The sequence below is a fragment of the Mycobacterium dioxanotrophicus genome, assembly GCF_002157835.1.
Classification (GTDB): Bacteria; Actinomycetota; Actinomycetes; order Mycobacteriales; family Mycobacteriaceae; genus Mycobacterium; species Mycobacterium dioxanotrophicus.
This window is the reverse complement of record NZ_CP020812.1, coordinates 40,837-66,512: the sequence shown is the minus strand read 5'-3', so window position 1 is coordinate 66,512 and position 25,676 is coordinate 40,837. Positions and strand designations below refer to the sequence as shown.

At 65.2% G+C, this 25,676-nt stretch carries 22 protein-coding genes and 2 pseudogenes; 5 read left to right on the top strand and 19 right to left on the bottom strand.

Annotated features, from left to right (window positions below; genetic code table 11):
- Positions 1 to 101 precede the first annotated feature (101 nt).
- Positions 102 to 1,172 (bottom strand): annotated as a pseudogene (gene mftF / locus BTO20_RS38440) (mycofactocin biosynthesis glycosyltransferase MftF); the annotation flags it as partial.
- A 1,161-nt stretch (positions 1,173 to 2,333) separates the two neighbouring features.
- Here mftF and BTO20_RS38435 point away from each other — a divergent pair.
- On the top strand, positions 2,334 to 3,800 hold the full coding sequence (locus BTO20_RS38435) for a PepSY-associated TM helix domain-containing protein (RefSeq protein ID WP_232491393.1): 1,467 nt from the start codon (positions 2,334 to 2,336) through the stop codon (positions 3,798 to 3,800).
- A gap of 78 nt (positions 3,801 to 3,878) precedes the next feature.
- Here the strand turns inward: BTO20_RS38435 and BTO20_RS40990 are convergent, their stop codons facing one another.
- From BTO20_RS40990 to BTO20_RS38350, 18 genes and pseudogenes are all read right to left on the bottom strand, one after another.
- Positions 3,879 to 4,289 carry a hypothetical protein gene (locus BTO20_RS40990; protein WP_232491407.1) on the bottom strand — a complete coding sequence of 137 codons (411 nt, stop codon included), beginning with the start codon at positions 4,287 to 4,289 and terminating at the stop codon, positions 3,879 to 3,881.
- A 216-nt stretch (positions 4,290 to 4,505) separates the two neighbouring features.
- A pseudogene (locus BTO20_RS41195) lies at positions 4,506 to 4,604 on the bottom strand (zf-HC2 domain-containing protein); the annotation flags it as partial.
- A 120-nt stretch (positions 4,605 to 4,724) separates the two neighbouring features.
- On the bottom strand, positions 4,725 to 5,111 hold the full coding sequence (locus tag BTO20_RS38425) for a hypothetical protein (RefSeq protein WP_087083813.1): 387 nt from the start codon (positions 5,109 to 5,111) through the stop codon (positions 4,725 to 4,727).
- Positions 5,111 to 5,383, bottom strand: coding sequence for a DUF4242 domain-containing protein (locus tag BTO20_RS38420; protein ID WP_087083811.1), 273 nt, complete (start codon positions 5,381 to 5,383; stop codon positions 5,111 to 5,113). The genes BTO20_RS38425 and BTO20_RS38420 overlap by 1 nt, the downstream gene beginning before the upstream one ends.
- A 271-nt stretch (positions 5,384 to 5,654) precedes the next feature.
- Positions 5,655 to 6,002 (bottom strand): hypothetical protein, encoded by a 348-nt coding sequence (locus BTO20_RS38415; protein ID WP_087083809.1) that lies wholly within the window; start codon positions 6,000 to 6,002, stop codon positions 5,655 to 5,657.
- Positions 5,999 to 6,295, bottom strand: a complete 297-nt coding sequence (locus BTO20_RS38410; RefSeq protein WP_087083807.1) for a hypothetical protein — start codon at positions 6,293 to 6,295, stop codon at positions 5,999 to 6,001. Before BTO20_RS38410 ends, BTO20_RS38415 begins: the two co-directional genes overlap by 4 nt.
- 73 nt (positions 6,296 to 6,368) lie before the next feature.
- Complete coding sequence (locus BTO20_RS38405) at positions 6,369 to 7,637, bottom strand: methane monooxygenase/ammonia monooxygenase subunit B (protein ID WP_087083805.1); 1,269 nt, start codon at positions 7,635 to 7,637, stop codon at positions 6,369 to 6,371.
- Positions 7,638 to 7,660: 23 nt separating this feature from the next.
- Positions 7,661 to 8,440, bottom strand: coding sequence for a methane monooxygenase/ammonia monooxygenase subunit A (locus BTO20_RS38400; RefSeq protein WP_087083803.1), 780 nt, complete (start codon positions 8,438 to 8,440; stop codon positions 7,661 to 7,663).
- Between the two features lie 147 nt (positions 8,441 to 8,587).
- The gene (locus BTO20_RS38395; protein WP_087083801.1) at positions 8,588 to 9,481 is read right to left on the bottom strand and encodes a methane monooxygenase/ammonia monooxygenase subunit C; all 894 of its coding nucleotides are present in this window, start codon (positions 9,479 to 9,481) and stop codon (positions 8,588 to 8,590) included.
- Between the two features lie 290 nt (positions 9,482 to 9,771).
- Positions 9,772 to 10,518: a zf-HC2 domain-containing protein gene (locus tag BTO20_RS38390; protein WP_087083799.1), complete on the bottom strand. Its 747-nt coding sequence runs from the start codon at positions 10,516 to 10,518 to the stop codon at positions 9,772 to 9,774.
- A 15-nt stretch (positions 10,519 to 10,533) separates the two neighbouring features.
- The gene (locus BTO20_RS38385) at positions 10,534 to 11,949 is read right to left on the bottom strand and encodes a hypothetical protein (protein ID WP_087083797.1); all 1,416 of its coding nucleotides are present in this window, start codon (positions 11,947 to 11,949) and stop codon (positions 10,534 to 10,536) included.
- Positions 11,946 to 12,437 (bottom strand): cytochrome c oxidase subunit II, encoded by a 492-nt coding sequence (locus BTO20_RS39795; RefSeq protein WP_157680491.1) that lies wholly within the window; start codon positions 12,435 to 12,437, stop codon positions 11,946 to 11,948. The genes BTO20_RS38385 and BTO20_RS39795 overlap by 4 nt, the downstream gene beginning before the upstream one ends.
- A 101-nt stretch (positions 12,438 to 12,538) precedes the next feature.
- Positions 12,539 to 13,600, bottom strand: coding sequence for a hypothetical protein (locus BTO20_RS38375; protein ID WP_157680490.1), 1,062 nt, complete (start codon positions 13,598 to 13,600; stop codon positions 12,539 to 12,541).
- Between the two features lie 203 nt (positions 13,601 to 13,803).
- Positions 13,804 to 14,442 carry an RNA polymerase sigma factor SigC gene (sigC, locus tag BTO20_RS38370; RefSeq protein ID WP_198344634.1) on the bottom strand — a complete coding sequence of 213 codons (639 nt, stop codon included), beginning with the start codon at positions 14,440 to 14,442 and terminating at the stop codon, positions 13,804 to 13,806.
- Entirely contained in the window at positions 14,439 to 15,686 is a 1,248-nt protein-coding gene (locus tag BTO20_RS38365) for a GAF domain-containing protein (RefSeq protein ID WP_087083791.1), read from the bottom strand. The genes sigC and BTO20_RS38365 overlap by 4 nt, the downstream gene beginning before the upstream one ends.
- A 51-nt stretch (positions 15,687 to 15,737) precedes the next feature.
- Positions 15,738 to 17,270: an AMP-binding protein gene (locus BTO20_RS38360; RefSeq protein WP_087083788.1), complete on the bottom strand. Its 1,533-nt coding sequence runs from the start codon at positions 17,268 to 17,270 to the stop codon at positions 15,738 to 15,740.
- 55 nt (positions 17,271 to 17,325) lie between these two features.
- Complete coding sequence (locus BTO20_RS38355; RefSeq protein ID WP_087083786.1) at positions 17,326 to 18,828, bottom strand: aldehyde dehydrogenase family protein; 1,503 nt, start codon at positions 18,826 to 18,828, stop codon at positions 17,326 to 17,328.
- 169 nt (positions 18,829 to 18,997) lie between these two features.
- Positions 18,998 to 20,659, bottom strand: a complete 1,662-nt coding sequence (locus BTO20_RS38350; RefSeq protein WP_087083871.1) for a sigma-54-dependent Fis family transcriptional regulator — start codon at positions 20,657 to 20,659, stop codon at positions 18,998 to 19,000.
- Positions 20,660 to 21,016: 357 nt separating this feature from the next.
- Between BTO20_RS38350 and mdo the strand changes: the two genes are divergently transcribed.
- From mdo to BTO20_RS38330, 4 genes are all read left to right on the top strand, one after another.
- A complete protein-coding gene (gene mdo, locus BTO20_RS38345; protein ID WP_087083784.1) occupies positions 21,017 to 22,309 on the top strand; it encodes an NDMA-dependent methanol dehydrogenase in 1,293 nt (430 codons plus the stop codon).
- A gap of 68 nt (positions 22,310 to 22,377) precedes the next feature.
- The gene (locus tag BTO20_RS38340; protein WP_232491392.1) at positions 22,378 to 23,586 is read left to right on the top strand and encodes an AAA family ATPase; all 1,209 of its coding nucleotides are present in this window, start codon (positions 22,378 to 22,380) and stop codon (positions 23,584 to 23,586) included.
- Positions 23,587 to 23,595: 9 nt separating this feature from the next.
- Positions 23,596 to 25,119, top strand: coding sequence for a VWA domain-containing protein (locus tag BTO20_RS38335; RefSeq protein WP_087083780.1), 1,524 nt, complete (start codon positions 23,596 to 23,598; stop codon positions 25,117 to 25,119).
- A gap of 45 nt (positions 25,120 to 25,164) precedes the next feature.
- On the top strand, positions 25,165 to 25,659 hold the full coding sequence (locus tag BTO20_RS38330; protein WP_087083778.1) for an RDD family protein: 495 nt from the start codon (positions 25,165 to 25,167) through the stop codon (positions 25,657 to 25,659).
- Positions 25,660 to 25,676: the final 17 nt, after the last annotated feature.

The following is a 25,676-nucleotide window of genomic DNA, read 5'->3' as shown; positions in this document are numbered from 1 at the left end:
CTTCCCGTCAGGATGGTTGAACCCTAGAGAAGTCCAATTATCCCTTGCAGGACAGGCACTTTCGCTTATCTACACGCCGTCACCAGCGATAATCCCCGAAAAATCTGGGCTAGTGCCCCGGCAGTCCGACGAGCACCGACGATTGCGATCAGCATCGCCATTGCCCAGCCTGACCGCAGCCCGGTTGCGACCAGTAACCAAATCGCCAGCGTCCACCGCGACAGGATCACCGGCGCGATCTTGTCAGGATGCCGACGCGAGAGCGGAGCAGCCGATGTACCGTAAAAAGCTCTGCGCGCTAACCATTTCCGCAACGAAACCCGATGGTCGTGCGCCACCAACCCGCTTGGGTCATACCGAAGGCATGCTCCACCGTCGACCAAACGCCAACACAGGTCGACGTCTTCGCCGGAATTCAGCGCTTCGTCGAATCCGCCAAGCTCGACGAGCACTGATCGACGGCCGACCATCGCCGCACTCGGGACGTACGACACCGGCCCATACGGGGTAACGCGCGATTCACGAGCGCCGAGATCCAATGACGAGCGCACCGCCTCGTACCGCGCGACGGCATTCCCGGCTCGCGCATAGGCCTCTATCCTCGGCGCCGCCAACGCGACATCCGGGTCCGAGAAATGCCTGAGCATCGCGGCGAGCCATCCGGGACGCGGCACCACGTCGGAATCGAGAAAGGCGACGTATTCGGTCCGGCAGGCAGCCAGGCCGGCGTTGCGCGCCGCCGCGGGCCCTCTGCTGAGACGATGTCGAATAACTTTCACGTCGTCGTGCAGACCGCCGAGATCCGCACCGTCGATGCTTTGCACCGATGCGTCGTCGACCACGACCACGGGAACATCACGCAATGTCGGCAGGACCCGACAAAGCCCAGTCAGGTTGTTGCGCACGGGGATTACGACGGTGACGTCCCGATACGACGGACCAGTCGTGGGACGTGGATGGGCTACCGTTGCATCCAAAAGCAACCGCGCCAGCTGCGCGGTGACCGCGTCATGCACAGTCAGCCGTCCCCCGACAAGTAGCGACTGGGCCATGGGGGTCAAGCGCAGCAGCCGGGTCGGCGCACCGCCGAGCAGCGCGGCGCCATCGTCCAGGGTCCGCACCCGCGGGTCAAGTTGAACCGCGAAGCCATCCGGCAGCCTCGAACCGCTCATCGACGTCTCCCCAACTCCGACCCTGGACACGAAGTCTCCGCGCGGCAAACTGCCGAAACGCCACAGACTTGTTGGCTCGGGCGAAGCGTAATGGTCGACTGGCCCGACTTACTGGCCGGGTGGCGGTCACTGCACAACAGCGGTAATCGGCGTCGTATGAAGCTGCCGTCGGTTTGGAACTGGATGAAATGCGGTGCAGACCCTTGGCGAAGTCGGCAGGCACCACGGCGAGCTGTCGGCGGGGCCTGCCCCGCTCGCGGTGCCTGCGGGCGCACGTGTACTACGTACAGGTGCCTTCGTGGACGGCGGTGAGGTGCTCGACCGTGTCGAGACAGGGTTCGAGGTTCCCCACTGGCGAGCCATGCCGGGCTAACTACAGGTCAGCATCCATGACTGCTCAGCGACGGGCTCATCCTTAAGCGCGACCTCGTAGCCGTCCACTCGGCTATCGGACGTCGGAGCCGGTAAGGGTGTCGCGGTGTAGGGCCCGGAACTTCGAAGTCGGTCCGAGCACAAGCGGCGCGGTTGGTTCTTTTCCTCCAGCGCCAATTCGGCCGCCAGATGGACCGGATTGGCTCAATGTGACGGGTACCGACCACGTGCCATCGGCACGCATCTGCGGGTGGAGCTGGTAGAAATCGACGAGATCTACACGAACGGCGTAGACGTGCATCAACTTCTGGTACTCGAGCTGAAGCCGGGTTTGGGCTGCCTCCGAAGGCCTGCAAGACGAGCTCCCCTGCCTGGGCCACCATGCTCGGGCCCTATCCAGTTGAACCGTGCAGCCGTCCTGGGCTTGCAGATTGCCATGCCCGGAGGCGCCGTGGTCGTGTCCCGCTCTGCCGTCGATCCGACGGCCAGCGGGGGCCTGGGGAGTGCTCGCGCCGATCATGACCGTTGTGTTGTTCGCTGCACGAGGAAGTGACGAGAACGGCGGCCTGTCGACACAGCCGTTAGTGCCGCCGCGGTGATTTTCGCTGGCCGACGACGAATGCATTTAGGACTACGGCAGTTAGTCGGACGCCGGACGACGAAAGTTCCCTCCTCGTCCCAGAAAAGTGGTGAGCGGCTCTGTCACCGGCCCACAGGAACTTTTGAGGGCGTTTCGCCGACCACTTGGAAGACCCTCGTCCCGCGATGAAAACCGAAGGTGCCACCGGCATGAGTCACACCCCTCTGGAAGAACCCCTTGAGCCGTCCACCGACGCCGTCGCTGACGTGCGAGCAACCGGGTTAGCGTTCGTCCCTGTCGGCGCCGATCGGCGCCCAACCGCGTGGGCCAGAATCCGTCCGCTGCTGTTGCGTCTGCACTTCTACGCCGGGATCTTCATAGGTCCCTTCGTACTGATCGCGGCGTTGACCGGCCTGTTGTACGCGCTAGTCCCGCAGATCGATGCGATGGCGTTCCGCGACGAACTGAAAGTGGACCATGTCGGTGATCGACGCCTGAGTCTGAACGACCAAGTTGCGGCTGCCCGCGCCGCCCACCCGGAAGGCACGATCGACAGCATCCGGCCGCCAGCGGCACTCGACGACACCACATGGGTCACGCTGGCGGTCGACGACGTGCCGCCCGACTACGCCCGCACGGTGTTCGTCGACCCCTACACCGCCCAAGTGCGGGGAGCGCTGACCACCTATGGGCAGTGGATGCCGGTACGGGCGTGGTTCGATGAGCTGCACCGCAACCTGCACCTCGGCGCGTTCGGCCGCAACTACAGCGAACTGGCGGCCAGCTGGGTCTGGGTCATCGCGATAGCCGGGCTGCTGTTGTGGGTCGGCCACCGGAAAGGCACCCGAAAGCTGCGCAGGATCGCCCTTCCTGACCGCGGCGCTCAGGGCCTTCGGGGGTTGCTCTCGTGGCACGGCGCCCTCGGGGTGTGGATCATCGTCGTCGTCCTGGGTTTGTCGGTCACCGGCATGACGTGGTCGCGGTTCGCCGGAGAGTCTGTCGACAAGATCCAGTCCCACCTGAGCTGGACCGCTCCCTCGGTCGACACCGCCCTGAGTGCGTCCGCCGGCCCAGGCGGCGGCGGCCATCACGGCGCCATGACGGGCGCGGAAGGCCATTCGGAGGTAGGCGCCGACACCGCGCTCAAAGCCGCCGAGAGCGCCGGACTGCGCGCACCGATGTGGATGTATCCGCCGGCGGCTGCGGAGGAGGGCTGGCAAGTGTCGGAGAACAAACGCGATTGGCCCGCCCGCCACGACTCGATCTCAGTTGATCCACAGACCGGCGCGGTTACCGACCGGGTGAATTTCGCCGACTGGCCATTCATGGCCAAGATGACGGACTGGGCCATCGACGCCCATATGGGCATCCTGTTCGGCTGGATCAACCAACTGTTGTTGATCGGCGTGGCGCTCGCGTTGATCGCTTCGGTCGTGCTGGGCTACCGCATGTGGTGGCGTCGACGGCCCACCCGCGGTGATCGCGTCCAGCTGCCCCGCCCTCGCCGCCGCGGCACGCTGCGGGCGTTGCGCCCGTACGAGGCGCTACTGGCTGTGCTCGCTATGGTCGGCGTCGGCTGGTTCGCGCCGTTGTTCGGCGCGTCTTTGGCCACTTTCGTCGCCGTTGACCTCGTTGCCGGGTGGTTGGCTCGCCGACGTGGAGCACCGAGCGCGTGATCCCCAGGTCGATCGGGGCTGGCTTCATGCCGGACGGCAACGTCGTTTCCGGGCGGCTCAACAGGTAGCGCCGGCAATCTAGGCGGCGGAGCCATCCCGCGGTGACCGGCGTGGCTGGCCTGAGCCAATGGGAGCGAGGTACGGACCCGTGATGTCGGTGCCATCGGGCTGGAGTGCGCCCGCGCCGATGGGAGTTGGATGGGTAGTGCGCGTGCCTCGCCACACCAGCACCGCCAGGATGGCGCCCACCAGCACCGGCAGATGGCCCAACTCGCTTGGTGCACTGACGATTCCCTTCGCGGTATCAGTGACGACGTACACCGCCAGCACGCACGCGTAGGTGATGAGCACGCCGGCCAGACCGGCGGCGGCGGCGGGCAATATGCCGGCAATGATCATCGCTGCGCCGATGGCGATCGACCAGGCCGTGGACTCACCGAACAAGTGAATCCCGGTGACATCGCTATGCGCAACGCGCGCAGTCGTCATCTGAGTGACCGTGAGCACCAGGTACAGCACGCCAACGAGCGCCAAGGACCACCGCGCCCAGAGTACGAGCGGCCGAGTCAAGCGGCGTGGCCGATTCCCGGCGGCTCGCTCAACCACAGCTGCGGCTGAACGGCAGCGCAGGCCACTGTCGCGCGCAAGCCCCTGCAGGCGCTGCGCGTCAGCAACCGCGCGCGTATACCAGAGGCGGCAGTCCGAGCAGCCCACAAGATGCTTGTCGACCGACCGAACCGAAACGGGCTCGCGCTCCCCATCCATTCGCGCCGACAACGCCTCGCGGGCGAGCCTGCAGTTCATATGACCATGGTGGCTCATTGCGGGCCCCAGGGCCACACGGGATAGGCGCGGCAGGGCATATCGTTGCCGTCTCGCGAGCCGAAATGTAAAACCTCGGCGCTGATCCATTTCGCGGCGGACTCATCCGGGAGACGAGTTGGACCCGCGGTTGAGGCGGCGACTTATTCCGACGCGGCACGGCACACAGGACGAAGACCGGTCCCCTGCTGCGCGGGCGTCGGCCGCATCGGCGTCTGCCGCGAAGTTGGCCGCGACGCTCGCCGCGAAGGCCGGCTGGACAACGACCTCGATCACGGCACCGGAGGGCCCATCATCGTGTTTTCCGCCGAGGATGAGGCGAAGTGAGACCAGTCCGTCGGCGTTTCGGCTCGCCGTCAGCCAACCGTCGACGATGCCAGGAATGGCCGACACCCCGGGCGTGTGCTCGGCTCGGGCATACCCTGTCTCGGTGGCCGACCCTGGTGCGGCCAGCGGTTGCCCGGTGGGCGCGGCCCGAGGCGCCGACACTAGCGACCGCCGCTGGTCGGGTCGATGATGCGACGTACCTCGGAGACCTTGTCTGCCGGAAAACCACCGCGACGCGCATGCTCGACCACTCGTTCCGCATCCGGGGCAACGTAGACGCAGTACAGCTTGTCGTCGACGACATAGCTTTCCTGCCATTGCACGCCAGGCATGTCGGCGAGGACTTCGTTTGATTTGGCGCTGACCGTCTGCACCTCCTCATCTGACCACTGTCCGGCGCCAGGCACGGTGCGCTCGATGATGAACTTGGGCATAAGACTATCCTGTTCTTCCGCTTGACCTGCGACACGAGGGATGGCGCGAACGAGGCGGGGATGTCAGTCGCCCACCGGCGCCGCATTGCACGATTTCTGCCCGCGGGCGCGGCGCGTATGTTCGCTGTTCGTCAGCCATTGTCTTGCTCCATCTTTCTAGGCACCAAATCGAATGCCGTCGACCCCAACAGCACGGGCGCCAACCGCGACAGAACCGATGTCGACGTTGCGTCGCGTGCCTGACCGCGGATACTGCGGGCAGCCACGAGCCTCAAGCTTCCTCAGCTCGCTGCTCGCCAGCGTCGTGAAATGAGGCATTGGCCGCGCCCCGTGCTGCGGTCGCCGACACGTCGGACAGCGTTACCCGCCCGCGCTCCACATCGTCGATGAACTCCCAGAACTCTTCCTGCAGGCTCCTGTCGCCCAATCCGACGGCGGAGGCATCGTCGCCTGATGAACGCGCCGACCGCAGCGGGAGCATGACGACCAAGGCGATGCTCATCAGCGGCAACGCAAGGCCAAGAATCACCATCAGCACAAAGCTCGTGACGCCATTGGACGCAGCTAGTGAATTCAGGTTTTCTCCTGCCGCCAGCAGCGTGGAGGTATCGGGCGTCATCGCCGCCGCCGTTCTGTTTCTGAACCGACCGTCGCGGACTTACGGGGCGCTGCTTCCCCCGAGTCGTCTGCGTCCTCCCAGTCGGCGGTCGTGAAATGCGTGGCCGACGGAGGATGTGACTGCGACGGTGTCGCGTCGTCGGCGGCGCCCTCGGAGGCTGACCGCTTCTGCATGAAAATGTATGCCACCGCCACCATCGGGATGATGAGCGACCCGGCCAGGCCGACACCGATGAGAGCCATTTCGTCGCCGGTCATCTGCCCGCCGTGGGCGAGATATACCTGCTGCATCATCTGAATACGAGGTCCTTTCCATCGGTCCTGGCGGGGCCACCGGCCTGTCGGGAGGCCCCGCCAGGACCGACCCTCAGTACTTGGGCAGGATGCCCGTGGTCAGTTCGTTGACCTCGCTGATCGCGCTCTGCCCGGAGGCGTCGGTGAAGAAGACCAATCCGGTCACCCGGATCTGAGCCTCGTTGAGCGGCAACAAGCCCTGCTCGGCCAGCGCGGCACCGTCGAGGTCGACGGTCAACGTCCGGGTCTCTCCCGGCTGGATCTGACCAGGCGGTGTCACCGTGACCAGCTCACCGGGGTCCGGCGCCGCGCTTCCAGCCGCGACGTCGCGATTGATGGCTTGGTAGGTGCTGAACTGCAGCTTCTGCAGCAAGACCGGCTGAGGGCTGTTGTTCGTCACCGTCAACGTGAACTCCAGCCGACCGGTGCCGGTCTGGAAGACCGCGCTGTCGACGTGGACCTTCAGTTGCTTGCCCAGAGGATCGAGCTCCGCGGCCGCCGGTTCCACCCGCGCCACCTGTGGCGGTACCTTCGGTCCGGTTGTCAATTCGGCGTACGCGTAGCTGCCGACCCCGAGGAGCAACGCCAGCACGGCGATGGCTACCGAGACCTTGACTTGGCCTTTGCTGATGATGGACGCCCCGCGGCCCTCCGCGACCGGGAACGCGCGCCACAGCAGCCCCTTGCGCATCCAGAAGACCAGGTAGGCCGCAGCGATGACGAAGGAGATTGCCGTCCACGCGACGACATTGCCGATCCCGAAACCGCCCAGTTCCACCGTCTCGCCGGTGGCCAGCTCCATCGGCACACTAAACTCACCGGCGTCTGCGATTGTCACCGACTGCCCGGGGCCGACCAGAGTGCCCGCGTCGTGCACGGCGAACGTCGGGTGGATATGGTACGTGCCCGGCACCCGCGCCTTGGCCACGATCTTGAACGGGTAGGTCGCGCCCTTGTGGATCTTGACCGACTGAGGCGTGAAGGTATCCGACAGCCACCGCTCGGTGACGAAGAACACCGGTCCGGGCTGGTTGAGGCTCAGGAAGCCGAGTTCCGGCGCCGCCAGCGTGTGGTCGGGCCAGGACTCCATCACCCGCAAGGTGCCGGTGATGGTGAGTTCCTGGCCGATGTCGAGTTCTGATGTGGAGAACTTGACATCGTAGAAAGTCACCGTCGCGGTCTTCTCGAAGGCCTGCTGGCCTTCCTCACCGTGCGCCGCGGCCGGGGCGGCAAGTCCGATCAAAAGCACGAGCACGGCGACCGCGGTTAGGGCGAGTCGGCGGGCCCAGCCCGCGTGCCCCTCCGTTGGTCGGCTGCTGGCGCTGCGCTGTAGCTGCGACATCTGTGTCAACCTTTCGCTCACGCTCAGTTGGTCTGGAGTTTGAAGAACTTGCCGATCGGCCATACCGCCAGGTACTTGCCGATCAAAAGACCGAACCCGTAGGTGGCGACGCTGAGCATGCCGGCGAAGAAGGCCACCACGATGGTGATGTCGCCGACGAGCGCACGCAGGTGCCCCTCCTCGATGATGCGCAGGTATTCGGGCGTCTGCGTTCGGGTGATGTGGAAGCCCATTGTGTCGGCCACCGTCAGCAACGTGCCGTGGAAGTCCACCGCCTGAAGGTAGGGCGCCAGCATCACAAAGTTGAAGTACCAGAACACGAAGCCCCAGATCAGTCCGCCCAACACGGCGGTGATCAGGTAGCTTCTGCTCACCAGCAGGATGACGTCGAGGATGATCGCGGCGAGCAGGAAGGTCTCCGGCCACGTGTAGTTGATGGGGATGTTGGCCCACCAGTCGAAGTTGAAGTAGCGGGAAAGCCACTGGCCGATCATCAGGCACACCGCGCACACGGTGGCCCCGATGGGCACCCGCAGGCGGTCCCAGGCGATGTACTGCACCGCCGCCGGAATGATCATGCCCAGCGCCGGCGTGAGCAGGGGCCACCACTGACGATCCTTCCAGTCCGCCCAGAAGGACCAGTCGCCGACGAACAGCATCTGGTTCAGGTGGAAGGCGCCGATGACCAGCGGCACGAACGCCAGGGCGAACAGAACCTCCCACCGCCAGCCGAGAATCCGCCGTCCCTTCCCCAAGGGCGCCGGGTCCGACGGCGTGGGGGGTTTCGCTACGGTGGTCGTCATTTCTTTGGAACTCCGTTTCTAATTCATAACTGTGATGCGTGCCGGGCCACGCCCCGAGGCGGGGGTGGAAACCCTGGGTGGGGCTGAGGTTCTACTTCGCCCAGCCCCACCCAGGGACGTCGCAGTGGCCGCGAACAGCCGTGCTGCCTATGTGGCCTGCGCGGTGGCCGAGCCGCTGGTCGCGGAAACGCCCGCGTCCGTCGCACGCTGCTCGACTGCCTGCCCCTGGCCAGCCGCGTGCTCCTGCTGCTCTTGGCGGGCCAGTTCACCGATGCGGGGCAGTGTCTCAAACCAGATCGCGAACGTGCCTGCCAGCAGGTAGCCGAAGATCACGAACGGCCAGTGCAGCGGCGCGACGAACAGTTCCTCAGGCGTGAAGAAGGAGTGCCCGAACTCGTTCATCGCCACCTGAAACAGCAGCAGCACCGACCCGCCGATGATCAGCCCGATGGAAACCGGGAACCGCCGGCCGCCGTACATGTGCGGTAGGTTTGTGCGTCCGTAGATGTAGATGCCTGCGGCTAAGTAGATCAGTAGCGGGAAAATCCCGAAGAACAGCACGATGTGGCTGGGGGTGAATGCTGTGTCACGGATCACTACCTGGTGCCAGGAGGCGTCCTCCTCGGCAAAGAAGCTGCCACCGAAGAACACGGCGACCGTGAAGGCCAGGGTCAACAACCACAGGTTCCACAACCGCTTACCCTCCTGCTGGCGGGTGATTTGCGCAGCTGGGTTGCCGGCCGATTTCCACATCCTCAGGTACCAGATGGCGAACACGCTCGGCAGAACGAGCAGGTTGAAGGCCAGCAGTGTCAGCCAGAAATAGGTGAACGCCGGCAAATTCTTGTCGAGCCCGTGGCTGAAGGCGAATGCCTGCTGCCACCCCCGCCAGAACAGGCACAGTCCAAGGACTGCACCGATCGCGACCACCATCCCGACGACGCTCCCGCCGCGCGAGACGCTGAAGTCGGTGTCCTCCTTGGTGGACTTGGGCGAGCGGCTCGCCGTTGCGCGAGCTTTCGCACGCTCGGTCGTACTCATCTGTCGACCTACCTCCCTACGTTACTTGTAATCGTCTCGTGGCGATCCGTCTGGGCAGATTGCACTGAGTCGCTCCTTGTCCTTCTCACACGTCCGTATCCTGTGTCACACCAGGAGCCAGATGTGACTGTGATCATCAACCCTGATGCGTGTCGGTAACTGTCCAAGAATCGGACACCGCGTAGTGGCCCGGTTCCAGGACGGCAACGAGCGCGCTGTCGCCGCGATGACGCCGCTGTGCTCACGACGACCGGGGCAGAGGGTTATCTCGCGCGAGGTCGCCCTACTGGCTAGGCCGCGGCGCCGTCACTCGGCCGCCGGTGCGCGCGCCGTGCTGAATTCGCCGTGCCATGCCGATTGACGTCGTCGTTGGTCGGTCGCGATGCATCGCCCCCCGGCGACGAGTAGCGGGAGCCGGTTCCGCGCCACACCAGCAGGGCCAAGACGGCACCCACCACAACGGGCAGGTGCACAGCCTCCTGCAGCAGGGTGATAGTCCCCTGGGCCGCGTCGCCAACCACATACGCCGCGAGCATCGCGCTGTATGCGACCAACACGCTGGCCAAACCTGCGGCAGCGCCTGGGCGGAGAGCAGCAACGATCATCGCTACCCCGATGGCGGCCGACCATGCGACGGACTCGCCGGCAAGATGAGTGCCCCTCACCTCGAAGCCCCCACCGGCCTCCCCCACCCCTACCGCGTGCACGACCGTCACCACCACGCTGAGTAAGCCAACCAGCCCGAGCGCCCAACGTGCCCAGGTCCATGCCCCTGATCCCCCCGGCTCGGGGAACCGTTCGCCCGCGTCGCGGTCAGGGGAGTCCGCTGTCTGCGGAGGGCGCAAACCCGCCACCGCCGCAAGCTCCCGCAGATGACCTGCCTGATCGAGCGCTCGGGCGTGCCACGCCCGACACCTCGGACACGCCGACAGATGGTTCTCCACCAGCGCCGTGGATACGGGCCCCCGCTCTCCATCGATCCGCGCCGACAACGCCTCGCGGGCAAGATCGCAGTCCACTTCCCTTTGGTCGCTCATGAGCGTTCTAGGTGTTCAGCCGGAGCCGACGAGTAGCCCTATGCCGGCGAAGGTGAACAACACCATGGCGCCCAGCAAGGCGTACTGGGCGTGGACGGCGTCACGCTTGGCGAAGTAGCCCACCGCGCGATCGTGAGCGGCGACGACGCCGGTGACGTGACCGAGCACGATCGCGCCCACCTGGACCAACCCGATCGTAGTGGGCGAGATGACTAGGTAGTCGATCTGCCACGTTGTGGTACCGAACAGGTTCCAGCCCCGGCCGAACGGATCGGAGGCCAGGATGTAACCGGCCTGGCCCTGGAAGACGAAGAACGAAAAGTAATGTGCGATCGCATAACCCAGCATGATCGGAATCAGCGAGTGCACGAAGACCGCCGCGGGCTTCAGCCCCGATTCGGTGTGCCCGATGACGGTGCTGGCGCGCGCGGCACCGAGGTAGATCACGGTGACTAGGCCGATACTGGCCAGCAGGCCCACGGTGCCCAGCACTGCGTTGGCCGGCTGCTCACTGGCGCGTTCGGTCAGCGCGTACCACGCCGTGGTGCGGGTCAGCCCGTCGAAAGCCGTAGAGCCCAGCAGCGTGCACACGACCGCGACCAGACCGGGCCGCGGGCGCACCGACGCCAGCCCGTCCAACGGGTTGCGCCAAACCAACCGACGGTCTGCACGTCGCCCAAGCGGGCTGAGCCGACCGACGAGATCGGAGTACACCTCGAAACCGTCTGCGCGGGCGAACCATTCCTGCCCGTAGCGCACGCCCCCGGCCACCTGCAGCACCGCGTAGACAACGATGAACAGCAGCACCGTGTGCGGCTTCGACGCGTCGCGGTAGACCAGCTCCAGCCAGACAAATACGAGGATGCTCACCACGGCGGGCCAGTAGCCCCACCGCTCCGGATATCGCGGCTGCGGGGCGTCGGGTTGCGCCGGCGAAAGCACAGCAGAACTGTGGGCGGCGACCGCCTGCTGGGCGTGCGGCCGCGCCGCCGCGATTGTGAGCCGTTTGCCCAGCACCGCCGTCAATCCAGCGGAGATCGCCCGCAGCGGGTTCAGCGCCCGATAGAACGGGCCGATGAGCATCGACGCGAACGGCACCCCCACCCACAGCCACACGAAGAACCAGGTCGGCGCCGGATTGCGGCTCGGATCATCGGGTCCGAACGCCGCCACCGCGAGCGTGATCGCCAACAGCGCGACCCCGATCCCTCGAAGCGCCCGGCGAACCGCGGGTGCGTCGATGATCCGCTGCGCAAGTCCCGGAACCGTGCGGCCTGCCTCGATGCCGCGCAACTTGGGGGTCCGCCACAGCGTGGCCAGCCCGAAGAACGTGACCACCAGGACGAAACCCGCGGCGTACATCGCGAGCCACACCGGGATCGGAAGATCGGATCGCCCGCCAACGCCGTGCGCAAGGACGACTTCGGTCACTGCACCCTCAGCTGCAGCAGGCGCAGCTTGGCGTTCTCGAGCTCCACCTCGAACACGCCAGGAATCGACGCGATGAACCCTACCCGCGCGGGGACGCCGGGAACTACGTCGACCATCTCGTCGTACCCGTGCACGTGTACATGGTCGGCGACGTCGGAAGTCACCACTAGCTCCACCGGCGAACCCACTGGGACATCCACGAGCTGTTTAGCCGTGCTCACCTTTCCACCGCTCACCGTGACGTCGATCGTCATCGCCCCGGGTGCGGGTGCGGATGGCGCCGGAGCGGCGGTCGGCGACTGTTCCCCTGCGCTGTTGTGTCCGGAGTGCTCCCCGCCCCCCGGCGCGGTCGAGGAGGTCGTCTCAGCTGCGGCCGCGGCGCTGCTCGTCGCAGTCGTCCCTGCCCCGGTGCCGCCTTGTCCGCTACATGCCGCCAGCGACGCTGCTGCAGCCAGGACGCCGATAGACACGATCAGCTTGCGCCGCATTGCTGTTCTCCTTCGTTGTTTCACTGCTGTTCGTTGTTGGTTTCGCTCGGTTCAGATGTCATTCGATTTCTTTCGCCTTTAACTCGCCGTTGACGGCGGAATCATTGCACCGAAAGGGTGATAGGTGCGGTGTGCACCTGTCCCTTGGTCTGGAATTGGATGAAAACGCGGTACAACCCCGCAACCGGGAAATCGGCATGCACCATCAAATCTGACGGCGACACGCCGTCGCTTGATGCCTCCTGGGGGTGCATGTGCACCACCTCCAGATCCCCCTCGTGGAACGCTGCGACGTGGGCCATCGCACCCAGATAGGGCTTCATATCCGTGACCGGGGCACCTCCTTGGGTGATCCGCACCGCCATCATGCTCGTCTGGCCCGCGACCAGATCACCGTCGACGCGCACCGCGTAGCCGCCCACGCTGGCCTCGCGGGAGGGTGTCGGCAACGGCTCCGGTGAATAGGGTCCGGCGAGTTCAAAGTCGGTTCCCAGCACCAGCGGATGAGGCTGGTTCTGCTCGTCGACGGCCACGAAGTCGGTTACCAACCTGTACGGACCGGGGCGGCGCAAAGTCAACGGCACTGACCAGGTTCCGTCGGGCGCCATTGTTGGATGAATGTGATAGAAGTCGTTCAGATCCTGCCGGACCACAAACACATGCATCAGCTTTTCATGCACTTCCTCAAAGCGGGTCTGCGGCGCGCCCGACGGCCCGGAGACGCGGAACGACAGCTCGCTCTGCTGGCCCGCCGCGGTCGGTATCTGCTGTGTTGCCAGCCGAAAGCCATCCTGCACCGGGGTTAGCCCGCCGCCCGAGGCACCATGCTGGTGGCCGGCGCCGTCGTGCTCATGAGGCTCATCACCAGCGGCGCGGTGCTGGTCGCTGGGCGACGTCGCAGCGGTGGACGGACCCGTGGGGGCCGCGGTCGCTAGGTCATTGCCGCTACCCGTGCAAGAAGTCATGATCAACGCCACCGCCGCGAGCACCGCCACCGGCACCGACGCTTGCTTCCGGCACCGCCGCATTTCGCCGTCAGCTTGCCGAACCCGCCGCTGGCCGGGCCCGAAATTGGCAGGCAGGAATGCACCGCCTGCGCCTCGACATGCGCGGATGACGACATCGACACGTAGCCTGTCAGCGGCGGGCCGCATATCGGTCATCGTGGTCCTTCTCGCCAAGCCCGGAAACACGGCCCGGGCGTTGAGGGTTGCTTATTCGTTCAGTAGTCGGATGAAGTCGCCGAGAGGTTCCCGCCAAGTCACGCCTTTGGTTCCGACGTGTCGTGCTCTCCCGCGGCGGGGCAAAGCCATGCCGCAAACCCGCCCGGCGTGCCACGTGTAGGGCAGGCAACCGAGGAGGGAAGCTACAGTCCGGCGGAATCGTTGGCGTCGAGCGCGCGGTCGCGTCCGTGTGCTGCGTTGATCAGGTCGGTCCGAGCCCGTGCGACCCGTGACCGGATGGTGCCGACCGGACAGCCACAAACCTGGGCGGCCTCGGCGTAGGACAAGCCCAACACCTGAGTGAGTAGGAGAGCTTGCCGCCGATCGGTGTCGAGACCGTCGAGCAGCATCCTGATCTCAACGACTTCCTCGAACTGGGCGCCAGCGCGACGCTGGCCGCCCTGAAACCTGTCCAGCTCGACCACATTGTGCAAGTCCGCCGCGGTGGCACGCGGACGGCACCGATCGCGACGGATCTGGTCGACGACGACCCGCCGCGCGATGGACAACAGCCACGTTCGCGCCGAGGATCGCCCGGTGAAGCGCGGCAGCGAACCGATGGCGCGCAGGAACGTCTCTTGAGTGAGGTCGTCCGCGCTACCGACGTCGGCCAGGTATGCAATCAAGCGCCACACATCGCGCCGGGTGGACTTCACGAACTGCTCGAGAGCGTCGGGGTCACCCCGACCGGCTGACAGGGCAAGGCGGGTGACTGCGTCGTCTTCGCGGCAGAATTCATCGCCGCCACGGTCGATACCCGCGAAGTCCGCGTTGCCCTTCACACCATGTTCCGCCGTGATACGGACAAACGTCCGGCGACAAGTGGCGTGCGACTATCAGTGGGCGGCAGGAGATTTAGAGCATGTTCATGGAGCTCGAAATCGTGGTCGATCCGTTCACCGAGGATTATCGCCACGTTCGGGTCATTGCTCTGCAGCGCCGCTTCCCGGATGGCGACTTCCAGCCGGTGTCGCCAGTCCACGACACCAGGGGCTTCCGAGTGGGGCAATAGCGGTCCGCGATACTGCTCCACCGCGGCTACGGTGTCGCCGGCGGATAGACACCGGAGCACCTCGACCGCGTCGCACCACACGGGCGCGGTAAGCATGTAGCGATGGGCCGCGATCCCGCCGCCCATCATTCGGCGCAGGCGCGACACTTCGGATTTGAGCGTCGACATCGAAACCGGGCGGTCGCCGTAGAGCGCGAGGCTTAGCTCTGCGGGAGTGTAGCCGTCGGGACGAAGGGTCAACAGCGCCAAGATTTCTGCCTGCCTCGGGCTGACTTGAACGGGCGCGTCATCGACGGTGACTTCAGTACGGCTCAAGCAGCGAAGCGCGACCTTGGCAGCCGAGTCCCGCGCGACGCTGGTTGGTTGCAGTTCCCGTACGCGCGTTTCGACCAACGCGGCCATCGCCCGCACTGTCGCCATCGCGAGAGGGTTGGCCAGCTTGCAGGTCGTGGAGAAATCTAATGCGCCAAGGGTTTTCCCGTGGGGGCTGCGGATCGGCGAGCTGTAACACACCCAATCGTGCAGCGTGTCCACCAGGTGCTCACTCGAGAACACGGCGCTGGGGCGCCGATTATGCAGAGCCAAAGCCAGCGCGTTGGTGCCGACGGCCGATTCACTCCACCGTGCCCCCGGCGCGAAGTTTACGCGTTCCGCGCGCCGACGCATCACCCGGCCGCCGCAGGTCCAAAGCAAAGTGCCCCACTCGTCAGTGACGCCGACGACGAATCCCGCATGGGCAATCTGCTGCAGGTCATCAGCCAGCTCGTCGATCGGCCGCCGCAGCGGTGAGGCGTTCCACAGGTCCGTCGCGCACTCGGTATGGGTCGGTGCGCAACCGCGCGACGGGTCAACCGATCTCAGCGATCGCTCCCACGAGTCTGCTATCTCCGGACGGACAGCCTCGCGGTTGGAAAAGATTGCAGCCACTCCCCCGCTCACGGCGCCGTCCGGAACCGCGTCCTCCCGCTCACGCTTCAATTCGCACCGACGGCCGTTTGGTGTTTGTCTCAGCATCGGTCAGACTCATTTCGGACGGGCGCGCCACCGGGGTCGTACACACGCAGATCAGTTGACTTGCCGTTCACCGGTCCAAAACGGTGCGCGCAGCTTGAACTTCTGCTTCTTGCCGGTGGCGGTGTACGGGATGTCCGAACGGAAGATCACCTTCTTCGGCGCCTTGTAATGCGCCAGCTTGCTTTTCGCGAAGTCGATGACGTCATCCTCTGTGAGGGTCTGCCCGTCCCGCGGCACGACGATTGCTGTCACCAGTTCGCCCCACTTGTCGTCGGGAGTCGCGATGACGGCCGCGTCGGCGATGGCGGGATGGCCGACGAGTACGTCTTCGACCTCGATCGAGCTGACATTCTCACCGCCGGAGATGATCACGTCCTTCTTCCGGTCCGTGATCGTCAGATACCCGTCGGACCCGAGGACTCCGCCGTCACCGGTGTGAAACCACCCGGACTTGATGACCGCGTCGGTCTCTTCCTTCTTGTTCCAGTACTCGGCCATGACGTGGTTGGACGCCACCAAGACCTCACCCTCCTCGTCGATGCGCACCGAGGTGCCCAGCGAGGGCACGCCGGCCCGGCTCAGCTTCTTGGCCCGGTCCCCCAGCTCCAGCCCGTCGTACTCGCGGCGTGGACGGTTGACGGTCACCAGAGGCGCCGTCTCGGTGAGGCCGTAGATCTGGTTGAACTGCCAGCCGAGTTCGCGTTCTATCCGCGCGACGGTGAGCGACGGTGGCGGCGCGCCAGCGCAGACGATGCGGACCCGGTCACGCCCCGGGATGGCGCCCTCCCAGTCCCGCGCGGCGTCGAGCACCATGTTCCACACCGTCGGCGCACCGCACATCAACGTAACTCCGTGAGCGTCGACGCGCCGCAGGATCTCCGCGCCGTCCACCTTGCGAAGCACCACCTGTTCGACGCCCAACCCCGTTGCGACATAGGGCATGCCCCAGCCGTTGCAGTGGAACATCGGCAGCACGTGCATCAGCACATCGTGATCGGACACCTGCATGTGCAGGCCGAACGTGAGGCCGTTGAGCCAGATGTTGCGGTGCGTCAGGCACACGCCCTTAGGCTTGCCGGTGGTCCCGCTCGTGTAGTTCAGCGTCGCGACAGCGTCCTCGTCGGGATGTGACCACGGTTGTGGTTCGCTCGCGAAGTCGAGCAGGACGTCGTCGGACTCGCCTCCGAGAACCAGCCGGTTCCGGGCCGACACCTGCGCGAGCGGACCGTCGAGTTCCGGGTCCACCAGCAGCACGTCGGCTTCGCAGTCGTCGATGATGTACGACACTTCATTCGGCTGCAGCCGGAAGTTGATCGGCACCAGGATGCGACCGGACGACGGCACGGCGAGAAGTAGCTCGAGCAGACGCGCAGAGTTGTGGCTTACCACGGCGACTCGTCCGCCCTCCGGCACATCAAGGCGGTCGAGGCCCGCCTGCACAGCCGTACCGCGGGTCGCTAGCTGCCGGTACGTCAACTGGCCCAGATTGTCCGGCGCCGACGGCTCGTCGATCACCCCGGTGCGGTCGCCGTAGATGCGCTCCGCCCGGTCGAGGAATGTATTGGTGGTCAACGGGATACGCATCGTTGTTCAGCCTCCCACTCGATGACCGACGAGCGGCCTTTTCTTCGTCAGTTGTTTATAGGGCGACATTGACCGATTTGATCTGGGTGTACAGGTCGATTGCCGACTGGCCGAGTTCGCGGCCCCACCCGGATTGCTTGTAGCCGCCGAACGGCATTGCGGTGTCGAACCCGTTGTACTGGTTGATCCATACCGAGCCCGCCTTCAGCTGCTGTGCTGTGCGGTGCGCCTTGGAGATGTCCTTGGTCCAGATGCCGGCCGCAAGCCCGTAGATGCTGTCGTTGGCCGCGGCCACGGCACCGCTCTCGCCGTCGAACGGCATCGCAGCCACGACGGGGCCGAAGATTTCCTCCCGGACGATGCTGTATTCGGGCTTGACGTCGACGAACACCGTCGGCTCGATGAAAAAGCCGGAATCGCCCCACCGTTTGCCGCCGGTCAACGCCCGGGCACCGTCGGCCAGTCCCTCCCGCAGGTAGCGGTCGACCTTGTCGAACTGGTCCTGTGAGATCAGCGGGCCGAGTTCCGTCGTGGGGTCCAGCCCGGGCCCGATCTTGACCTTGCTGGCGGTCTCGGCCACGGCCCCGGTGAAGTCGTCGAAGATGCGCTCGTCGACGAGCAGCCTGGTTCCGGCGACGCAGCACTGCCCGTGGTTGAACATCCAGGCGGTGACCGAGCCTGCCACAGCCGCGTCGAAGTCGGCGTCGGCGAACACCACGTTCGCGCTCTTGCCGCCCAGCTCCAGCGACACCTTTTTCAGGTTGCCCTTGGCGGCATCGACAATCTTCTTGCCGACCTCCGTCGACCCGGTGAACGCGATCTTGTCCACGTCGTGGTGGCCCGACAGCGCCGCGCCGGCATCGCCGAACCCCGTGACGATGTTCACCACGCCGGGCGGGAAGCCGGCCTCCTGGAACACCTCGCCGAGCAGCAGCGCCGTCAGCGGCGTCTGCTCGGCGGGCTTCAGGATCACCGTGTTGCCCGCTGCCAGGGCGGGCGCCAACTTCCATGCCGCCATCAACAAGGGGAAGTTCCACGGCACGATCAGGCCGCAAACCCCGACCGGCTCGCGCAGGGTGTAGGCATGAAACCGTCCGCCGAGCGCGAACGGCATTGACACGTTGATCGTCGAGCCCTCGATCTTGGTGGCCCATCCGGCGTAGTACCGAAAGACATCGGCGGACCACGCGACGTCGACTGCGGTGGCGATGGCGGCGGACTTTCCGTTATCGAGCGATTCGAGCTGGCCGAACTCCTCGGCGCGCTCAGACAGGACATCACCCACGCGCCACAGCAGGCGCTCGCGCTGGTTGGGCTTCATGGACGGCCAGGGACCGGCGTCGAATGCCTTCCGAGCCGCTCGCACGGCTCTGTCGATGTCGACGGCTTCGCCGTGGGCCACCTCGGTGAGCGTGTTGCCGGTGGCGGGGTCGACGGTCCCGAAAGTACGGCCTGAGGCCGCCTGGACCCACTCGCCGTCGATCAATAAGCTCCTTGTACGCGTCAAGAACTCGTGGACCGCGGGAAGTACCGGCGGCGAGTCGGCAACTACGGTCATCACACCCTCCCTGTGTCGGTCGGTTCCGTTTCCTACGTCACACCGGCAGACAGATGTGACCACCACCATCATCACGTCGCCGCTGTGTCGTAACTGTTCGACTTTTGGACACCTCGGCTGTGCACCGCTTCGGCGGTGATGGCGCGCACTCCAACGACCCTGCGGCCGGTTAAGACGGGATGTTGAGCGCCTTCATCCGCGCGTACAGCGTGCTGCGGCTGATGCCCAATTCGCGTGCCGCGTGCACCTTGTTGCCCGCGGCGTTGGCAAGCGCGTCGATGATCGCCTGCCGCTCGGCGCGTTCGCGTCCGGCGAGGTGGGTGATCCGACCGGTGTGCTGATACCGGGTGGGCAGGTCGCGCACGTCAATCCTGCCGCCCGTCGCTGTGTGTGAAGCCGTGCGCAGGACGCATGCCAACTCAGTCAAATTGCCGGGCCAATCGGCGGCGGACAATGCCGCCAGCGCGTTGGGTGTCAGTTCCCACCTGCCCTCGATATTGGACAGCATCCGGCGGGCAATCGCGCCGAGTTCCAGACGGCGCCGGCGCAGGGGAGGAATGTCGATGCGGCCCGGGCAGCGGGCGACGACTGCTGCGATGCCGGCCGCCAGATCGTCCACCGGGCGACTCGTCAGCACAAGTCGCGGCCCACTGTCGCGGTCGACCAGCGGCGTCACGGCGGGGACCATCGACTCGGGGAGTGATTCCAGGTGCTCGACCACGATGGCGGGCGGTGACGCGTTTGCCGCCTCGGCCAATCGTGTCAGCCATTCGCGCTCGCCCACTCGGATGAGATCGCAGACGTCCAGCCGTACCGCGGCCGCCCCGGCAATTTCGTCAGCGACGGTGCTGCGGCCCGAGCCAGGTTCACCGCAAACCGCCACCGCTCCGCTGGCTCGGGCGAGCCGGCTGATCTCGGCGCGCAGCCGCGGCACCGCCGCATCGACGTGCGATCCTCGCGGCACGGGGTTGGCGGTGGCAAGCGTGGGGTGCACGACAAAGATGGCACCACCCTCGCTGCCGGCGACGGACTGCGCATTCACCCGTGCCGACTCGCCACACGCCAACTCGATGGTGATTGTTCGCCTCTCGCCGGGGCGCATCTCCGAGACGATCTCCCCCAGCACAACGTAATCGGTGGAACTCAGAAGATTTGCGGCCGCATTGTTGTGCAGCAGCATGTCCGTTCCCATCGCGACGAGCGCCGCGTGCGGCGGCGCGACGGTGTCCTGGAACGCGGCGACTAAGCGCTGCTGAGATACCCTCGATCCGTCCAGCAACCGGCGTTCGATATCTCGGACCGCGCGGTCGATGAAGGGGACAAACAGCGGATCGGCCCGTTCGTCCTCGATCGTCATGTCAAGGACGCCTTCCACCCGGCCCGTGGCAGGGTGAATTATCGGCGACCCGTAACAACTGAGCCGGCGCAGCGATTCAAGGTAGTGCTCGGCTGCATTGACAACAACGCCGTGGCGGACCTCCAAAGGTGTGCCCAGCGACGTCGTCCCGACCGCGTCTTCACTGAAGCGGGCGCCCGCGACGACTCCCAGCCCTTCGATGCGCCGCGCGAGAGCGGTGTTGTCGATAACGCTTCGAACGATGCGGCCGTCGCGGTCAGTCAACAGGAGACATAACCCGGTATCGGCGATCTCTGCCCCGAGTTCTTCCAGAACCGGCATCGCGGATCGCAGCAACGGAGAATCACCGTCGACATCAGGTGCCAGGTCAAGTTGCGGCGGCTTGTCCGGACTGACGCCGCTGAGCGCAGATCGGCGCCACGACATGACGATGTCCGGTCGCGACGTCGGCGGATCAGCAGTGTCCGGGGGCACCACAGCTCCTTTGATGTGATCTGCCTCATACATAACGATCCCAATTCTATTCCCGTCAGGAGCCGATGCGGCAAAACTGCGGCATTGACGAGCGAAGTTCCGGGTCGCGGCGAACTGTAGCGTTGACCACACACCATCGGAACTGCCCAGCTGGGCAGCTGGCACACTCGCCAGTCGTGCGGTTCCGGTGTTCCAACTGATCAGGGCGCCTCCGATGCCCTTTCCGCCCCCCGTGCGGGTTGATTAGGTTGAGCATCGCCGACTGTGGTTCTCGGGCCCGACCAGGTGCTGATACGCGGCGGCAAGTCAATCGCCAGGGTGTGCGCCACGGCACACAGATATTAGGACCGGTGCAGCATGCAGGTAGACGAACTTCTCAAGCCGTTCCCTATCAAGGAATTCCATCCGTTTCCCCGGGCCCTGATGGGCCCGGGGGCCCACGAACTCATCGGCCCGGAGGCACTCAAGCTCGGGTTCAAGAAGACACTGGTGATGACCAGCGGCCTTCGCGGCTCCGACATTGTGCACAGGATCGTCGAATCCATGAAGTATCACGGCCTCGAAGTCGTGGTGTACGACAAGGTCGAGTCGAACCCCAAAGACTACAACGTGATGGATTCGGTCGAGCTGTACCAATCTAACGGCTGCGACAGCTTCGTCTCCATCGGCGGCGGTTCCTCCCACGACGCCTGCAAGGGGGCGCGCATCTCGGTGGCCCACGATGGGCGCAGCGTCAACGAGTTCGAAGGGTTCAACAAGTCGGAGAACCCCAAGAACCCGCCGCACATCGCGGTGTCCACCACGGCGGGCACCGGCTCGGAGACCTCATGGGCCTATGTCATCACCGATACCACCACCGATCCGAGCAAACCGCACAAGTACGTCGCGTTCGACGACGCATCGGTGGCGACGCTGGCCGTCGATGACCCGGTTCTCTACTTCGACTGCCCCGTCGACTACACCGCGCAATGCGGCTTCGATGTGCTGGCGCACGCGTCGGAACCCTACGTGTCGCGGCTGAACTTCGCCCCGTCGCTGGGCAACGCGCTTTATGCGATCAAGCTGACCGCGCAGAACCTGCGGCAGGCGACGTGGAACCCGCAGGAGCTCGCTGGACGCGAGGGCATGATGTACGCGCAGTACATCGCAGCCCAGGCGTTCAACTCCGGCGGGCTGGGCATCATCCACTCGATCTCACACGCGGTGAGCGCGTTCTACGACACCCATCACGGACTGAACAACGCCATCGCCCTGCCGCGGGTCTGGGCGTTCAACATGCCGGTGATGTACAGGCGGTTCGCCGACATCGCCGAGGCGATGGGCGTAGACACCGCCGGTTTGACAGAGGTTCAAGCGGCCGACCAGGCACTGGCTGCCAGCATCAGACTGTTGAGAGACGTCGGGATCCCCGAAAAGTTCACTGACGTGACCCAAAACAGCTACAGCAAGAACCGGCTCGGCCAAGGCCCGACGAAGTTCTACGAATCGCGGCCTACCATCAAAGGTGACAAGGACGACGTCGACAACATCACCAACCATGTCCTCGGAGACGCCTGCACCCCAGGCAACCCTAAGGAGTGCACGTTTGAAACGGTGCGCCCCGTGGTTGAGCACTGTCTCAACGGCGATCTCGACGACCTGCTCAGCTGAAGGGGAACGGGTTGGGCAGCGGCTTTCCCTAACCCTGTCCGGCCCCACCCGTCACCCAAAGGATTACCGTGACCCTTCCAGGCACTACCACTCTCGCCGGCGCCGATGGCATTTTCGCGAGCGTCGACGACGTCGTCGCCCGTTTGACCGAGCTCGGCTATATCGCCGACCGGCGGTTGGCGACCACGGTTTACCTTGTCACCAGGATGAACAAACCGGTGTTGCTGGAAGGGCCGGCCGGCGTTGGGAAGACCGAGCTGGCCAAGACGTTGGCGGCGGCCACCGGCCGCCGGTTGCTGCGCCTGCAGTGCTACGAGGGCCAGGACGAGACCAAGGCGCTGTACGAATGGGATTACGGCAAGCAGCTGCTCTACACCCAGATCCTGCGGGAGAAGATCGGCCAGATCGTCGCCGACGCGACGGACCTACATGATGCCGTCGAGCGCATCGGCGCCCAGGAGAGCGTGTTCTTTTCCGAGCGTTTCCTGGCTGCGCGACCGTTGTTGGAGGCGATCCGCGCCCCAGAGCCCGTGGTGCTTCTGATCGACGAGGTCGACCGCGCCGACGAAGCGCTCGAGGCGGTACTGCTGGAGATGCTCGGCGAGTTTCAGATCTCCGTGCCCGAGCTGGGCACGTTCACCGCCACGCAGCCACCCTATGTCGTGTTGACCTCTAACAACACGCGCGACCTCGCGGCTGCGCTCAAGCGGCGCTGCTTGCACATGTTCCTCGACTACCCCACCGCCGAACGCGAACTCGCCATCGTCCGCTCCAAAGACACCGGGCTATCCGACGTTCTGGCCGCCCAGCTGGTCGATATCGTTCGCGGACTGCGTCAACTCGAACTGCGCAAGGCTCCCAGCATCTCGGAAACCATCGACTGGGCACGCACCCTCGCGGTGCTCGGTGTGGACGAACTGACCGCACCCGTTCTCGCCGAGACCGTGTCAGTCGTGGTCAAATACGACAAGGATGTGCGCAAGGCGCTCGAGGTCATCCCGCGGCTGGTGGACCCGAATGCCGCCGTTCCGGACTCGCCCGGACACCACCACGATCATTCACATCAGCACAACCACCATCGCCACGAAGACCATGACCACCAACTTCTCGGAGGCGATGTCGACGGCGCCGCGGTGCGAGCCGCAAAAGACACGCCGGGCCGCTTCGACGAAGGCTATTACGGAACCCCGAAGGCGGATAAAATCCCGTCTCGGTCCCGGGCGCAGATCAGCGGGGAGCAGGGCAGCCGCTCCTTCGCCCGACGCCGCGCCCTGTGAGGATGTTGCGTGGAGAATGCGATCCACCGGTTCGTGCGACTGCTTCGTCTGGCAGGCGTGCGCATCTCGGTGTCGGAGGCGTTGGACGCGTTACGCGCGGCAAGTCAGCCCGGAGTGCTGGCAGACAGGGAAACCCTGCGCTGCGCCCTGTCGGTGGCGCTGCTCAAGGATCGACGTGACCAAGCCGTATTCGACGAAGTATTCGACGCGTTCTTCTCCCTGGTTCGCGTCGGCTTCGGCGATGACGACTCGCACGGCCACACCCACGACGACCTGAGCGACACCGGCACACTGGAGTCGTTCACCGTTTCGGAGAATCCGAGCCCCATTCCGCAGCAGGGGCACGAGCACGGCGCGCCCGACGACATCCGGGACTTCTTCGACCCGGACGACCTGGCGCAGCAGTACAACCTGCACCAGGAGGCCAACAAGATCGACCTCGCCGCGATGACCGACGAGATCGCGTTCTCCAAGGACAACCAGGGGTTGATCGGTGACGCCCGGCGCGTACAGCTTGAAGCCAACCGCCTACACGGTGCGGGTGCCCCCGGCCGGCTCTCACGCAGCACCGGAACCCGCGTCGACGCCGACCTCAGCGTGGCGGAGGAGGAGGCGCTGCTGGCATGGCTTAACGCGGCGGAAGACCAGGCGGCCGACGCCGGCGACGACGATCCGAAAGCTTTCGCGGCAGGGCTGGCCGGAGTTCTAGCTGATCTGCCCGCCGCCCTCAAGCGTCACCTGGAGGCGTTGTTGGCCCTCGAGCAGCGGGTGATCGAGTCCGGCGAACGCCGACTCGGCGCGGTCGATGTGGTTGGCGAGCAAGATCGCGCCGACCTGGAAACCTCGTTGCGCCGCCTGGCGAGATCGTTGCACGGGGCCTTGACCCAACGCCGCAAGCGAGACACCCGTGGCCGAATCGACTCCGGGCGCACCATGCGCCGCAACATGCGCCACGACAGCGTCCCGTTCAACCCGATCACCATGCGCCGGGTGGAGGACAAACCCCGATTGCTGGTGCTGGCCGACGTCAGCCTGTCCGTGCGCTCCACCGCACGGTTCACCCTGCACCTGGTCCACGGCCTTCAGGACCTCTTCGCCCAGGTGCGCTCGTTCGTCTTCGTCGCAGAAATCGCCGAGATCACCGAGCTGTTTGCCGAACACCCCACCGAACGCGCCCTCGGGCTGATCTTTGGCGGAGACGTGCTCGATGTGGATGCGAACTCCGATTACGGTGCCGCCTTTGCGGGCTTGCTCGCCGAGCACGCGGCGGCAATCACCCGCCGCACCACCGTACTCATCCTCGGCGACGGCCGCGGAAACGGCAACGACCCGAACGTGCCGGCGTTCGAAGAGATCGCGCGGCGCGCACGTGAGGTCATCTGGCTGACACCGGAACCGAGATACTCGTGGGCCCTTGGCCGCTGCGACCTTCCGCTGTATGCCCCGTCGTGTGATCGGGTCGAAATTGTCCGCGACCTTTCGGGACTGGAGCGCGCGACCAACAAGATGACAGACGAACTCGTCGGACGATGACAAGCGAATGCACCGTAACCACCCAATCGATCGGAGAACCCGAGTGTGACCGTTGACGATTCCGATCCGAAAGATCCCCGGGGCATCCATTCGCCGGGGCCATCGCCCGCCGACGCGCAGGCGGCGGGGCTGGGTTCGCGGCTCGGCGCCCGGGTAATCGACAACCTGATCGTGTTGGTCTTGGCCGTTGTCATTGCCATACCACTGGGCGCAGAGCGCAACCTATATGCCATAATCGCAGTGTCCGGCCTGGCCGGGTTCATCTACTTCATTGTGTTCGAGTCGACCCGAGGTTGGACGCCGGGCAAGAAAGTCATGGGGCTACAGGTGCGCGGCCCCGATGTTGCGGCTATGCCCACCATGAAACAATCCGCCATCCGAAACGCATTCACATTGTTGGTTGTTCTCCCATTTGTCGGCGTACTACTCGGCTTGACCGCCTACCCCCTAATCGCGTCGACGATCGGCAACAGCCCGAACCAGCAGGGAATTCATGACCGGTGGGCCGGTGGCACCCGTGTCCTGAGGAACCGACGATAAGTTATCGCCGTCCTCCG

Coding starts and splice junctions, on each gene's coding strand:
- BTO20_RS38390 (WP_087083799.1), bottom strand. CDS start 10,518: ATGAGCGACCAAAGGGAAGTGGACTGCGATCTTGCCCGCGAGGCGTTG.
- mdo (WP_087083784.1), top strand. CDS start 21,017: ATGCAGGTAGACGAACTTCTCAAGCCGTTCCCTATCAAGGAATTCCAT.
- BTO20_RS38435 (WP_232491393.1), top strand. CDS start 2,334: ATGAGTCACACCCCTCTGGAAGAACCCCTTGAGCCGTCCACCGACGCC.
- BTO20_RS38405 (WP_087083805.1), bottom strand. CDS start 7,637: ATGTCGCAGCTACAGCGCAGCGCCAGCAGCCGACCAACGGAGGGGCAC.
- BTO20_RS38375 (WP_157680490.1), bottom strand. CDS start 13,600: ATGACCGATATGCGGCCCGCCGCTGACAGGCTACGTGTCGATGTCGTC.
- BTO20_RS38395 (WP_087083801.1), bottom strand. CDS start 9,481: ATGAGTACGACCGAGCGTGCGAAAGCTCGCGCAACGGCGAGCCGCTCG.
- BTO20_RS39795 (WP_157680491.1), bottom strand. CDS start 12,437: ATGCGGCGCAAGCTGATCGTGTCTATCGGCGTCCTGGCTGCAGCAGCG.
- BTO20_RS38355 (WP_087083786.1), bottom strand. CDS start 18,828: ATGACCGTAGTTGCCGACTCGCCGCCGGTACTTCCCGCGGTCCACGAG.
- BTO20_RS40990 (WP_232491407.1), bottom strand. CDS start 4,289: ATGACGACTGCGCGCGTTGCGCATAGCGATGTCACCGGGATTCACTTG.
- BTO20_RS38365 (WP_087083791.1), bottom strand. CDS start 15,686: ATGCTGAGACAAACACCAAACGGCCGTCGGTGCGAATTGAAGCGTGAG.
- BTO20_RS38420 (WP_087083811.1), bottom strand. CDS start 5,383: ATGCCCAAGTTCATCATCGAGCGCACCGTGCCTGGCGCCGGACAGTGG.
- BTO20_RS38360 (WP_087083788.1), bottom strand. CDS start 17,270: ATGCGTATCCCGTTGACCACCAATACATTCCTCGACCGGGCGGAGCGC.
- BTO20_RS38415 (WP_087083809.1), bottom strand. CDS start 6,002: ATGACGCCCGATACCTCCACGCTGCTGGCGGCAGGAGAAAACCTGAAT.
- BTO20_RS38400 (WP_087083803.1), bottom strand. CDS start 8,440: ATGACGACCACCGTAGCGAAACCCCCCACGCCGTCGGACCCGGCGCCC.
- BTO20_RS38410 (WP_087083807.1), bottom strand. CDS start 6,295: ATGATGCAGCAGGTATATCTCGCCCACGGCGGGCAGATGACCGGCGAC.